Annotated in this window: 13 protein-coding genes and 1 riboswitch; of the genes, 6 read left to right on the top strand and 7 right to left on the bottom strand. The window is 51.5% G+C overall.

Going from position 1 to position 13,200, the window contains the following annotated elements; genetic code table 11:
- Positions 1-36: 36 nt before the first annotated feature.
- Positions 37-222: riboswitch (cobalamin riboswitch) on the bottom strand.
- 125 nt (positions 223-347) lie between these two features.
- Positions 348-548 carry a hypothetical protein gene (locus H515_RS0107060; protein WP_025876847.1) on the top strand — a complete coding sequence of 67 codons (201 nt, stop codon included), beginning with the start codon at positions 348-350 and terminating at the stop codon, positions 546-548.
- Positions 549-1,033: 485 nt separating this feature from the next.
- Here H515_RS0107060 and H515_RS0107055 read toward each other — a convergent pair whose 3' ends face one another.
- The 4 genes from H515_RS0107055 to H515_RS0107040 all read right to left on the bottom strand — a co-directional run bounded on the left by H515_RS0107055 (position 1,034) and on the right by H515_RS0107040 (position 6,966).
- Positions 1,034-2,419 (bottom strand): threonine/serine exporter family protein, encoded by a 1,386-nt coding sequence (locus H515_RS0107055; protein WP_231728270.1) that lies wholly within the window; start codon positions 2,417-2,419, stop codon positions 1,034-1,036.
- A gap of 124 nt (positions 2,420-2,543) precedes the next feature.
- On the bottom strand, positions 2,544-4,232 hold the full coding sequence (locus H515_RS0107050; RefSeq protein ID WP_025876843.1) for a putative transporter: 1,689 nt from the start codon (positions 4,230-4,232) through the stop codon (positions 2,544-2,546).
- 151 nt (positions 4,233-4,383) lie between these two features.
- A complete protein-coding gene (locus tag H515_RS0107045) occupies positions 4,384-5,283 on the bottom strand; it encodes a LysR family transcriptional regulator (protein ID WP_025876841.1) in 900 nt (299 codons plus the stop codon).
- 144 nt (positions 5,284-5,427) lie between these two features.
- Complete coding sequence (locus H515_RS0107040; protein ID WP_028901766.1) at positions 5,428-6,966, bottom strand: toxin-antitoxin system YwqK family antitoxin; 1,539 nt, start codon at positions 6,964-6,966, stop codon at positions 5,428-5,430.
- Between the two features lie 121 nt (positions 6,967-7,087).
- On the opposite strand from H515_RS0107040, the gene H515_RS14535 reads away from it, so the two are divergent.
- The 3 genes from H515_RS14535 to H515_RS0107030 all read left to right on the top strand — a co-directional run bounded on the left by H515_RS14535 (position 7,088) and on the right by H515_RS0107030 (position 9,138).
- Positions 7,088-7,297, top strand: coding sequence for a hypothetical protein (locus H515_RS14535; RefSeq protein WP_154653667.1), 210 nt, complete (start codon positions 7,088-7,090; stop codon positions 7,295-7,297).
- Between the two features lie 368 nt (positions 7,298-7,665).
- Positions 7,666-8,454, top strand: coding sequence for a Cof-type HAD-IIB family hydrolase (locus H515_RS0107035; RefSeq protein ID WP_025876839.1), 789 nt, complete (start codon positions 7,666-7,668; stop codon positions 8,452-8,454).
- Between the two features lie 48 nt (positions 8,455-8,502).
- Positions 8,503-9,138, top strand: a complete 636-nt coding sequence (locus H515_RS0107030) for a cation diffusion facilitator family transporter (protein ID WP_025876837.1) — start codon at positions 8,503-8,505, stop codon at positions 9,136-9,138.
- A 210-nt stretch (positions 9,139-9,348) separates the two neighbouring features.
- Here the strand turns inward: H515_RS0107030 and H515_RS0107025 are convergent, their stop codons facing one another.
- On the bottom strand, positions 9,349-10,500 hold the full coding sequence (locus H515_RS0107025) for a penicillin-binding transpeptidase domain-containing protein (RefSeq protein ID WP_025876835.1): 1,152 nt from the start codon (positions 10,498-10,500) through the stop codon (positions 9,349-9,351).
- A 264-nt stretch (positions 10,501-10,764) separates the two neighbouring features.
- On the opposite strand from H515_RS0107025, the gene H515_RS0107015 reads away from it, so the two are divergent.
- Positions 10,765-11,505: a hypothetical protein gene (locus H515_RS0107015; protein ID WP_025876833.1), complete on the top strand. Its 741-nt coding sequence runs from the start codon at positions 10,765-10,767 to the stop codon at positions 11,503-11,505.
- 208 nt (positions 11,506-11,713) lie between these two features.
- Here the strand turns inward: H515_RS0107015 and H515_RS0107010 are convergent, their stop codons facing one another.
- Positions 11,714-12,178, bottom strand: coding sequence for a MaoC family dehydratase (locus H515_RS0107010; protein ID WP_025876831.1), 465 nt, complete (start codon positions 12,176-12,178; stop codon positions 11,714-11,716).
- 46 nt (positions 12,179-12,224) lie between these two features.
- On the opposite strand from H515_RS0107010, the gene H515_RS14530 reads away from it, so the two are divergent.
- Positions 12,225-12,407, top strand: a complete 183-nt coding sequence (locus H515_RS14530) for a hypothetical protein (protein WP_154653666.1) — start codon at positions 12,225-12,227, stop codon at positions 12,405-12,407.
- 454 nt (positions 12,408-12,861) lie between these two features.
- Here H515_RS14530 and H515_RS0107005 read toward each other — a convergent pair.
- A partial coding sequence (locus tag H515_RS0107005; protein WP_028901765.1) for a transposase occupies positions 12,862-13,200 on the bottom strand: 339 nt, incomplete at its 5' end.

Genomic DNA, 13,200 nt, shown 5'->3' with positions numbered 1-13,200 from the left:
GTTTCTCTAACTTCCTCGCCTATCCCAAGAGGCTACGTCGAAGCAGGGGCAGAGGCAGGTCTTCTGACTTTGTTGCCTGATCACAAACGCCTTCCCGAACATTCGTTCAGTGGTCTCTGTTTGTGTCTAATAAGGACAACTCACAGCAGCCGGACTGTCTGGGATTCACACCCAGTTCCCTTTTAATCACCTTGCGGTGAACCTTAAGCCAGTGCAAAGTTAGCAATAATTATTGAAACGCAAAGAAAAATCTGAATAAATGTTTGCATTTTTCTCTGCTTCGGTCTTCCCACTCGTTTCAACAGGTTTTTGGAAGATGCAATAGTGGCAAGACAGGCAGCACTTCCATGACGATGGAAACGCACCGCACGGGTGGCAACATGGCAGCAGAGGCAAAGAGCGACGCTCCGATAGAGGAGCTTTTCATCGACGGCAAGATGTCATCGATGGACGAACTCAAGAAAATAAGCTCAGCAACCATCAAGGAAATGAAAGTGGAGAAGATGGGAAACGGCAAAAGTCGCATCATCGTCACACTGAAAAAATAGGCGCTGCCAAACGAATCGACAGATGGGAGTCACGTGACAAGACTACGACCCCACGACACCTATTTATATATAGCTGACTTTTTGCAACATCATAGCTGACCTTTTGCAACATCATAGCTGACCTTTCACTCGACAAAAGGTCAGCTTTTGTTTTGCAAAGGCTCACCTTTTGGGAAGCGAAGTGTAAAATACTGATTCAATGTCGATTACAGATGTCGTTCCGTTGGTGACTTTTCGGCATCGCTCAACAGCGCAATGGCTTCGGAATACGTCACCCGCAGACCGCTCACACCCTATCAAAAAAACAGCGTACAATCCAATAAGAATCGTACGCTGACACTGTGTAGGCTTTGAAGTGTGGCGGAAGCAATGCCGCTTTTTCAAGTCACCATGTCAGTAGTTTACGGATTATCGCGACACAGTGCTCCGCCGACAACACAGTTAGGTAAAAATCGTCAGTCAGTATCTGCCCCCATCGCCTGCCACTACGAGAGTTCCGACAGATGAGTCATCTCGTTGTGCTTCGTGCGACGTGCCTGAACGAGTTTGAGCAGGCGTAGCATCGACTTCGGTTCAATCATCCGCCTGACGAAAATATTGGGTATAGCCACTCCCAGCGCTATGAACAGGATGACGAGACTGGCCTTGATGCCGTAGTTGAAGGCCACCGTCAGCTCGCCGACGACGCCCGTCATCTCAATGAAACCGAAGAGCGAGCGATACATGAGCACACCGGGAATCATGGGAATGACCGCCGGAATGGCTATGACCTGATGGGGAATGTTGTGCCACACCATCTGCCGGGTGGCAATAAGGCTGATGAGTGCCGAGCCGACGAACGAGCCGATGATGATGCCCTGGTCGAGTCCCACGTTGCCGTTGCTCTCCCCAAGGTTGACGAAGTTGCGCGTGCAGACGGCAATGATGCCTGAAATGGCCAGCACAGGGAGTATGCGCCGCGGCGTGTTGTAGATGGTTGAGAAACCCATCGCCGAGATGGCCGCTGCCAAAGCATAGTCGAAATAAGTGTTGTGGGGCGTCATGCTGAGGTCCTTCACAAAGTTGTCGATGCCGCAAATCTGAATGGCCAGCACAATTCCGAACGACATGGCGAGCAGCATCATCAACGTAGTGTAGGCCCTTGTCGCACCCACCGACACATGGTTGCTCACCATGTCGCTGACAAAGTTGATGAGCGGCACACCGGGGACGATGAACAGCGTGCAGGCCATCAACGGATGGTAGGGCGTGGCACTATGCATGAATGCCGGAACGCTCGCCGCAATCTCCGGGTCGAGCGACAGAAAGGAAGTGAGCCAGGCCAGTATGGTGGCTAAAAAGGCACTGACAGCTATTGCCACATAGGTGTTAATGTCGTGCCGTGCCAGCCACATCTTCAGTCTGAAGCCCAGTATAGCGGGCAGCGATGCATAGAAGAAGGCCGTCCAGTCGCACCCGAACTGCACACAGAAGCCACCACACGCAAAGCCAGCGGCCACGGCTATCATCCAAGGGGTGTAGTTCTTCGGCACGTGACTCAGCGCATCGAGTTCCTCTTCGTACCTATCGAGACTCCAGTCCTCACGCAGCGCCTGCCAAAGCATCTTGCTGACGCGCGAAATGACAGTGAACTCGATGACGTGGTGGTCGCACCGCTGGTATTTGGAGAACGAGTGTCGCTCGTCGCTGATGTTCACCATGATGATGTCGTAGTCAAGGTGAATGTGAACATACTCCTCAGGCAGTCCGAGGAAAGCCTCGCAGCGTCGTAGGTTACGCATGATTCTGTTACAGTCGGCATTGCTCGACATGAGGATGGCACCTGTGCGCACAAGTAGGTTGAGTTTGCGGCGCAGTTCGTGCTCGGTCATGTTTCGTTCGTCATCAATGGCCTGTCGTCGCAGCGCCGCTTCCTCGTGAAGCAGCAGCTCGTCGAGTTCCATCGATCTTTCGGGCTTTGAGGATTTGTCTCCTTGCATGTTGTAAACGTTTTATTTAGACGATAGACATGATGAGCACCTGAATGATGATGATGCGCAGAATCATGGCCAAGGGGTAAACAATCGTGTAGCCGATAGACGGTACATCGGTGGAAGTCAGTTCGTTAGCATAGGCCAGTGCCGGAGGGTTCGTGTTGCCGCCCGACAGCACTCCCATCAGCGTGAAGAAGTTGAGGTGCATGAAATAGCGGCCGATGATGCCCCCGATGAGTATCGGCAGCATGGTGATAGCCAGTCCATAGCCTGCCCACTGCAGCCCTTCGGCAGTGACAACGGTTGAGATGAAATCGCGACCGGCCTGCAATCCCACACAGGCGAGGAACATCGTGATGCCGATTTCACGCAGCATGTTGCCCGATGAGAAAGTGGCGATGTTCAGCAGATGATGCTTCGTTCCGAAATAGCCCATCAGTATGGCGATAATCATTGGTCCGCCAGCCAGTCCAAACTTAATAGGCTGCGGCAGTCCTGGAATGATGAAAGGAATATGGGCGAGCACACAGCCGAAGGCTATGCCTATAAAGATAGGAATAAGGTCACCGTAGGAAGTGCGATTGTTGCGCTTCGACACTTCAGAATCGGTGTGTGCCAGTGCGTTTTCTGTGCCAACAACGGTCAGTACGTCACCAGTCTGCAACACGAAGTCAGGAACGGCAACATAGTCGATACCGTTGCGGGTTACTTTCGCCACGTTTGCCCCAAAGCGCGACCTGATATTGAGTTCCTTAATGGCCTTGCCGTTTAGTAAAGTATTGGAAACCAAGAATCGGTTTACATTCATGATGCTGTCGAACTTCGTCCAGTCGAAGTCAATCACTTGTCCGAAGAGTGCCTTCATGATGGCAACGTCCTTCGGAGCGATAGCCACGCCGATACGATCGCCCTCGTGTAGCATGGTGTTTCCTGAAACAATGTGGCATGTTGAGTCATCGTCCTTGAACACAATGCGTGTGACCATGAAGTCGCACTTGGCAAACTGGCTGATTTCGCCTATCGTCTTGCCGATGATTCGCTCATTGTCCACCTCGACGGTGATGTGGCGAATGCTCAACCTCTCTGTGCTGCCGAGTCCGCGAAAGGCATTTTCCTCTTCCTTTCGGAGATTGATGCGCAGCACGTAGCGAAGGATAATGAATGAGAGAACAACGCCCAGCACACCCATGGGATAAGTGACGGCATAGCCGATGGCAATCTTTGGTGCGTCAATGCCGAAGATGTCGGTCGTTGCCTGCTGTGCCGCACCGAGCGCCGGGGTATTGGTGACCGCACCGGAGAGGATGCCTGCCATGGTGGGCATGGGGATATTGGCGACATACTTGATAATGAGCGTTATCAGAATGCTCATGGCAAGGACCATCAGCATCAGTCCGTTGAGCGCAAGACCTCCGCGACGGAACGACGAGAAGAAACCAGGGCCTACCTGAAGGCCGATGGCAAAGACGAAGATGATCAACCCAAGTTCCTTCACAAAGTGGAGTAAGTTGGGCTCAAGGGTCATGTTGAACTGCCCGAAGAGTATGCCGACGAGCAACACCCAGGCAAGTCCCAGCGACACTTGCTTTACTTTGATCTTGCCCAAGAGCAGCCCAAGAGCCATCACGATTGACACAATCAGGACAGAATGAGCCACTCCGCCGCCCCAGAAATCAGGGAATCCACAAAAAAGATTCTGCAATAAATCCATATCCTTTTATATTTCAAAATTAAATTGATAATTGTAAATCTGTGGCAAAGGTATGGATTTACGACAATCGGCAGAATCATTGTTTACTGATTCTACCGATTGCTGGTATCATTGAAACTAATAGCAGGTGGCAACGATGGTCTCAGGCGACTCAATCCAAGGCCCGCTGCACCATGACCGCTGTGGTCTGGGTAATCATTTTGATGAACTCCTGTGTCGAACACTTCACGTATGCGCCCTTGAGCAGGTGGATGCATCCGCTGATTTCATTGCCCTCAGCGATGATGGGGATTGCTCTGAGGTCGTGGCTCTTGATGATAGTCGATTCCGCCAGTATGGTGGCGTATTTGGCATGACTGATAAGGTCGAGCAAAAGGCTGACGTTGTTGACTTCCACCTTCACTTTGTAGCTGTAGTCGGTGCGATCAATGAGTTTCTCGAATGTGTTGCGGGCCTGCAATCCACGGCAAGGGAGCACAAGGTCGTAGTGCTGAAGCTCGTCGAGGGTGATGCCATCGGCATGGTAGAGGGGATGGTTGCGACTGACGATGACAGCCAGCCGGTTGGCGAAAAGTGGGCGGCGGTCGATGGCTGCGTCGCCTTTCGGTGAGCTGAGAGCCAGCATAATGTCTATCTCTCGTTGCTTGAGCATCTCCATCAGTTCCTCCATCGAGTCGTAACGGATGTTGAGTTTCACCTTGGGGTATTGCCTGAGAAAGGCGATAACGGCTTTGGTGACGATGGAAGCGAAAGAGAAGGTCACACCGATGTTCAGCTCTCCCGTCCGAAGGCTCTGCAAATCGGTCATGTGCTCCATGCATTCGGTCACGGAGTCTATGGCTTTGCGCGCCACTGGTGCAAATTCACGTCCCGCCTCTGTGAGATGAACCTCATGACTGTTACGCTCGAAGAGGGGTTGACCGACTTCCTGTTCGAGTTGGCTGATCTGCTGCGACAGATTGCTTTGCGAAATGAACAGTCGGCGACTTGCTGTCGAGAAGTTCAACGTCTCTGTTACCATCAAAAAATATTTGAGTTGTCTGATTTCCATAATCCTATTCTGACTCTTTCAGTTTTCCGTTATTTTGTCATACCTTACCTTTCACCTTGTCATAGCTTACCTTTCACTTTGTCATAGCTCACCTTTCACTTTGTCATAGCTCATCTATTGTTTTGACGGTGCTTGAAGACGGGGTTATTTTGCTTCCAACTGCACGTGGTAAAGCCCTGCATACGCGCCATCGACGTGGGTGAAGATGACGATGACGGCATAGGGATCGCCTGCCTTGTTGTGAGCGGGATGCTGCAAAACGAAGTTGCCGTCCATGTCACGGAAGTCTCCTCCGCCCAGCACCGTGAACCCTTGCGCCAGTGCATCCTCTGCCAAATGCGTCATTTCGTCGGCCGAACTCGTATAGAGATTGATGCGCTGGATGGTGAAACGGTTACCCATGCCGACGCCGAAGAATCCCATCTGACGTGGGTTCTCGCCCGAAACGATGTCCTTTCCCGACTCATCGTCGTAGTACATGTTATGATTGTAGGCGAGTTCCTTCTGCGCCCCGTGGCCCTTGATGGTCTGCGACAGTGTGAGACCGTGACTGGCGGCCAACGAATCGAAGAAGGTCAGTTCGTTGGTGCGGTTCTCTCCGCCTGCCAAAAGCTGGTAAAGGGCGGCAAAGGAGAACTCTCCCTTGGCACGGGGGATGGCTGGATGTGATGGCTCGGCTGGCTTTTCGGCTTCTTGTCGTACAGGTTTCGGCACTTGGGTGGTGGCGATACGGGCGGCGGTGGCGGCGCCGACAGCGGCAGCATCGGTGACTTTTCCCCGCTTCAGCTGGGCCCTTGCTCCTTTTTTGGTGGTTGGTTTCGACTGGATGTCTGCAACTGGCGGAACCGTCGCTGGCGTTTCGTGTGCCGACGGCTCAGCAATCCCTGGCTCTGGATAGCGAACGGTCTCGGCAAGTCTTTCCGACTCGGTCTTCTCCCGTTCAAATCCACTCGGCGAAACATTGCCGTTGTCAGCCACGGGGGTCTCGCTCCGCGCAACGTCGGCAATGGTTTTGTGCGACGGCAGCTCACGCTCCCCTGACCAGGCGACGGGCTTTTGCTGGTCCATTCCCGACGCAACGGCCTGTGCCTGCGCCATGATGAGGGGCTCGTCCTTCCGATACTCTTCGCAGAAGCTGTCGGTGTGTGTCTGTTGGCTGATGTATTTGTCGTGGCCTCCTCGCTGTTCGCTCACCTTTGAGCCGTTACGCCAGACGGTGGTGTATTCAAGTTTCCCCGATTCGTTGTAGGTGTAGGTGGTTCCGTTGAGCAATCCGTTGTTGTAGTTGAGCTTCATGCCCACCATGCCACTGGGATAGAACGAGACGGCTCGCCCATGGGCCTTCCCACCCTTATAACGCATGATCGACTCCACACGTCCCGACCGGTGGAAGGTGCGCGCCACTCCCGTGAGCACCGTGCGACGGTCGTCCTTCCGGTTGATGCTAACGTAGTGTTTCTCGGCGCGCAGCTGGCCAGTGATGTAGTAATCGTAAAACATTTTCTGACCTCTGTCATCAACAGCCAGCAGCCGATAGTAGGCCGCTTGACCGGCTTGGCTGACGCCTTGCCACTTACTGTTGTAGAAGATGGCATCTTTGGGGATGCGATGACTGGCCGGTCGCTGGGCCACGACCATCAATGGCAGCGCGAGGAGTAGGATAATAGTCTGTAAACGTCTCATCTGATTGTCGCTTTTGTAACCCACGACTGAACTATAACTGTCGGGAGTTGGGGCTTTACAACTGCAAACGTACAAAAAAATCTTCAATTCCGCATCATTGCCCGTCATTCTTTTATAGGTTATGACTATCGGACGGAACATTTTTCTCTGTTTCGTCGCCCATCGGGAGCACGGGAAACGAAAACTGGGAGATGAAGGTCGGAAATGCAGAAGGGCATCATCGAGCCTTCCGCCAGACGGCAACCGCATCGCCGTGGCAGACTGGTTTGTGGCGCAAAAAGCACAGAAGCCTTCCCCACCCATCGGGCAACGGCCCACAGAACCTCGGTAAACACGGGATTTCAGGCGATTGAACAAGCTGCCTTCATGATATAAATGATGTACGAACAAAAAGCAAAAGGTATAAAATAAGCCGAAAAAACAATAAATATATTTTAAGAATAAACGAGAAAAAATTAAATAAAGATAAAATAAAGGAAAAACTTTCCCCATTATTTGCACCTATTACAAAAACTTATTACCTTTGCATTAGTTTTTTTAGTGGTTAATTTAGTTTTAGTATTGGAACCTTGGTTGATGCGATATCAGTCAAGGCTTTTTTTATGTTTGTAATGCTGTCGGGAGGCAAAGGATTGTCGGTTCATTGTGCCAAGTTAACGATTTTTTTTTCGTATCTTTGCACACAAATTTCAGGAGAATATGACAATCAAAGCAGCTTTTTTTGATATCGACGGCACGTTGGTTTCGTTCCGAACCCACCGAATCCCCCAATCAACCATCCATGCCATAGCGGAGGCAAAGCAACGCGGAGTGAAGATTTTCATTTCGACAGGCAGGCCGGTCGCTCTCATCAACAACATCAAGGAAGTGGAGCAGCTTGTGGAAGGCTACATAGCGTTCAACGGTGCGTATTGCTTCATCGGAAACGACGAAATCGCCACCACCCCACTGCCCGCAGCTGACGTTATGAGGATGGTGGACGATGCCACGAGGCGCGACTACTGCGTGATTGTCTGTGGGAAAAACCAGGTGGCGATACACAACTACAAACCTATCTTCAACGAAATATTCGTCGAAGGGCTCGGCGTGACGAACATCGACATGGACAAACCGGTAGGACCGCTGCTCGAACAGCCCGTATTGCAACTGACACCGTTCATCACCGAAGACGACGAACGGCTGATTCTGCCTGAGATGACGGAGAGTATATCGGCCAGATGGCACCCGGCGTTCACCGACATCACCGTGAGGGCGGCCGACAAGGGCAGCGCTCTGGCGCAAGTGGCCCGACATCTCGGAATCAAAACGGAGGAATGCATTGCCTTCGGCGACGGGGGCAACGACAAATCGATACTGAAAGCCGCAGGCATAGGTGTGGCAATGGGCAACGCCGTTGAGGAAGTGAAGGCCGTGGCCGACCATGTGACGACGTCAGTTGACGACGACGGCATCGCCAACGCCATGCGGAAATTCGGGCTCATCGGATAAACGGGGCGGTTGGCGACAAGCGCTGGCCCAACAACGGAAAATCAATCAATAATGAACGACATAGCAAAGACAAAACAAGAAAAGCGCATTCGGCTGGTGGTGGTGCTCTCATTCGTCATCATGCTGGCCGAAGTGGGTACTGGGTTGCTGTCGAAATCGATGGCATTACTGGCCAACGGCATCCACATGGGTGCCCACGTGCTGATAATAGGTCTGAACTGGCTGGCTTACATCGTAGTGAGGCGACTCAGGAAACGGGGAAACGAGCACTACGACCCTGACAAAATACTGAACCTGTCGGCATTCACGAGTGGCATTCTGCTGCTCATGGTGGTCGTGTTCATCATCGTGGAAACCGCCGAACGGATGCAACAGGGAGATGCCCAGATAACCAACTATGAGTTTGCGCTCACCATCGCCGCCATAGGACTGGTGGCCAACGGCGCCTGTGCCATGATTCTGCACGACAAGAAGGGCGAGGGCGACAACAACAGTCATGCCGCCTACCTCCATTTGCTGGCCGACGTGCTGACCAAGTTTGGCGCCATTGCGGGCATCGCCTGTGCCATGATCTGGAACATCACTTGGATTGACGCTGCCGTGGCCATCGTTTCGGCCGTGGTCATGGGCCGATGGGCACAGAAACTGTTATGGGACACAGGGCGGATTCTCACACGAAAATAGCATTTTTGCAAACCACTGACAATCAACACAATAGCTTCCAATAAATAAAAGGTGAGCTTTTGCCGCCCAATAGGTGAGCTATGACGTTCCGAAAGGTGAGCTTTCAGTTGCTCATTGCTCTATGTTTCACTCGCCGATGCCGTTCGCCACGAATCAGCAGCTTCGTATCTGTCCTTCGACCGCACGCATGTGTCGGCGATTGTCAGCACCTTATTTTAGGTAAGCCTTGATGATTTTCGCCGCAATGGGTGCCGCAACGTCAGCCCCAAAACCACCGTTCTCCACGAAAACGGCAATGGCGATTCGCGGATTGTTCATCGGCGCGAAGCCGATGAATGCCGAATGGTCTTTCCCTTCGTTCTCCACCGTGCCCGTCTTGCCACAAATGGCATAGGCGGGGGTGTTGATTGCCGCAGCCGTACCACGCACGACAGCACCCCGCATGCCTGAAATGACGGGTTTGTAGGCCCACTTCGCCACCATCGTCTCACGTCGTATCAGGTAGCGCTGGGCAAGCGGTCGGGCTGCCGTTCCACGGTGAACATGCGGCCTAAAGAAGTAACCGCGGTTGGCTACCGAAGCCACCATGTTGCAAAGCTGCAGCGGAGTGGCGGTGATGTCGCCCTGCCCCATTCCCACCCAGATGACGGTTTGCGGTGTCCAACCTTTACTGTAGCGCCTGTAAAGATACCGAGAGTTGGCCACGAGGCCACCTTTCTCACCGGGAATATCGACCCCTGTCGGTCCCCCCAGTCCCATACTGGTCATGTAGTCGCGCCAACGGTCGATGGCTTGGTCCTTGTTCAGGTATTTCTTGCTCAACAACAGTGAGCGGAAGGCCTTCAGAAACCACGTGTTGCAGGAGTGTGCCAACGCATTCGGCAACATGAGCGGCGACGGATGCTTGTGACAGCCAACCTTGAGGCTGCCCTCGTGCAATACGCCACGGCAGCCAACGGAGGTCTTTGGGCCAACGATGCCTTCCGAGAGCAGTGCCAACGCCTGCGCTACCTTAAAAGTCGAGCCGGGAGCGTAGGCCGTTGCGATGGCCAAGTTGATGTCAGGACCGTTCGGAGAGTTGGTTACCAGACAGAGAAGCTCACCCGTCGCAGGGTCTTCTGCCACAATACTCCCCGTCTTTCCTTTGAGAAGCTCCTGTCCGAGCTGCTGTAGATAAGGAACAAGTGTCTGCTGCGGCTCCGCCGTATCTTGCCTTGTGGCGGTCGTTTTCTTAGTTTCCTTCCTCGCAAGTGTCTGCTGTTCGGGATAGATGCGTTCCATCTCGCCGTGATATTCCTGTGCATTGGCGGTCGTGACGATGGCCAGCAGTGCCGTCACCAGCCACAAAATAGTTTTTCTCATCAGGTCAGTCGTTTGATTTGAACGGCAAAATTACGAAATATTCTCCGAACCATCACCCATTTGAAACTTATTAACTTCACCATCTCCCGTCAGCCATTGGTGTGCCATTCCTGCCATTTTGTCGGGAAAAATATCATATCGGATAAAAAAATCAAACTTTTTTCGAAGAATACTTGCCAATCAATAATTATTTTATATCTTTGCAATCATTAAAGAAATAACCTTATAATAATTTATTATTAACATTTAAACCATATTTGATTTATGAAAAAACTTTTACTCTTAGCCATCGTAGCTATCTTCAGCCTTGGAGCATCTGCTCAGGAACTCGTTACAATCAAGGACGCTCCAGCAGGAACGATCAAGGTTTACAAACGTTCTGGTGTTGCAACATACCCAAAGAAGAACCCGGAAACGGGAAAGTATGAAACGACTATCGCCAGCCAAGACACCTTGCCGGAGATGAAAGTCGTGTTCACTGCTGACAATCAGGTCTATATTCAGAACCCAGTATCAACATGGCCGATTGGTTCTTGGGTAAAAGGAACCATCTCTGGCAACACAATCACCATACCAGGCGGTCAGTGTATCGGTGTCAGCAAGAAGGGAACATGGGGTGTAATGGTAGCAATGATGAAGCAAACAGACAAAGGTATTAAGATTGACGAGTCGCTCCCTAACATTATCTACACCGTCGATGGAGACAACATCAAGTTGGAGAACACGGCTACCGATCCGAAAATCATCGGTTTGTGTGCTTACTACTCTGACAGCAAGGCTTGGAGCGGTCGCATGGACATATCCTCAATGTACACATTAGACCCTGAAGCAACTGCTGCCGGCATCGAGACTGTGGCTACCGAGGGCAACGAGGGCGAGGTTTCAAACGTTCAGTACTTCGACCTCACTGGAAAGCGTATTGAAAAGGCTGCCAAGGGCGTAGTTATCAAGAAGATTGAATACAAGGACGGCTCTGTGAAAGCTGAGAAGTTCATTGCTAAATAAGCAACAATAAAGATACAAAGGAATTGGTATTCGCCATCGGCGACCGACTGAAGGCTGCCCGAAAGCATACTGAATCCGAATCATAAAAAGAGTGCATCTCGATGAAGATGCACTCTTTTTTTATCTCTTTCAGCCCCATCTGACGGGCGGCACGACAGCCATCGGCATGGCATTGCCCAGCTCCGGCGCAAGGACGAAAGCCGACGGGCTATTCAAAGTAGTAGAGGAAGGTGGCGATACCCTCGATGGCGGGCTTGCGTTCTCCCTCAATCTCAATCTGAAACTTGATGCCTGCCTTGCAGATACCACGCAGATTGTCGATGCTTGCCAGACTTGCCACCAGCCGAACACGCGCACCGGCGGGCACAGGACGCCCGAAACGCATCTGGTCCATGCCGTAGTTGACCATCATCTTTAGGTTGTTCACCTCGATTATCTCACCCCACATGTGCGGCAGCAGCGACAGCGTGAGGTATCCGTGAGCTATCGTACTCTTGTAGGGGCTCTCTGCGGCTGCCCGTTCTGTGTCAACGTGAATCCATTGGTGGTCGAGCGTGGCGTCAGCAAACTGGTTGATGCGTTCTTGACTGACGGTTAGCCACTCGCTCTCACCGAGCTTCTCGCCCAATCGGGCTGCCAGCTCGTCGTAACTGTTTACGATAAGTTTTCCCATTTTTAGTGTTTGATTTTCTGAATGATGTGGCAAAGATACTAAAAAAGTGCGTAACGGGAAAGCCTATGCCCACAGAAAAGACTTCAGCCGCAAGCGGTCAGCAGACGGCAAGTTCTCCATCAGAAGATGGAAAGGCTGCTTCCTGACAGGCTCTTACGGCAGAATTGGGTTCGATGGGCCTCGCTTGAGGGGGCTGAGAATGAGAAATGGGGAACGAAACAATAAATGAAAAAAGCGACGGCCCTCACAGGCGATCGCTTCGTAAAATCTTCAAATCGGTATTAGTCATTTAAGGTAAAAGATTGTTTTTAGGATAACGAATACAAAGATAGTAAATTCTTTCGTTACGACCAAATAATATAGGAACTTTTTTATATTTATTCTCAACGTGTACGAACACACAAAAGACCAGCCGAAGGTTATCCTCTCGTTATGTTGTTTCGGGCTGCTGGCAATGTGGTGTCCGTGCCATTGCTCCGCACCGCCCGACGGTTGAACCTGCGACAGGATCGCGGTCGCAAGTCGTTCTCAATCCACAGGAAATCAGCACAAGAGCTTTCACACGACAAAAGCATAGGTTTTACCGAGCAATAGGTGAGCTTTCACTCGACGAAAGGTCAGCTATTGCCGTGCGGGGCTTTTTCGTTCTGCCGCAAAGGGGCTCCGTACGGCTCAGTAGAAAATCAATGGGGATAGGCATATAGTTTTGCAATTCTGAATAAAAAGAACTTCTTGTCTGCCACTCCTCTTAGATTGGCTCGGAAAAGTTTAATTTTGGCATTGAACGATTCTGCCATGGCATTCGAAGATCTGTTGTTATAGAAGTTCAATATCTCATCATAATGCTCGTAGAATGTGGCAGCAATCACATTGAATGAATGGAAGTCTGCCTCTTCAACTTTATTGTACCACCGTGCCATGGAGAGCCTGGCTGCATCCTTGATGGTGTTCTTGGCGAAGATTATGCGCAGTGAGTGGCACAGTCCGTATGCCTTTTGGATGTCCGGATATTGTTCAAAAAG

It is taken from the genome of Prevotella corporis DSM 18810 = JCM 8529, assembly GCF_000430525.1.
GTDB lineage: Bacteria > Bacteroidota > Bacteroidia > Bacteroidales > Bacteroidaceae > Prevotella > Prevotella corporis.
Note: the sequence above shows the minus strand (reverse complement) of the source record. Positions and strands in the feature narration are given on the sequence as shown.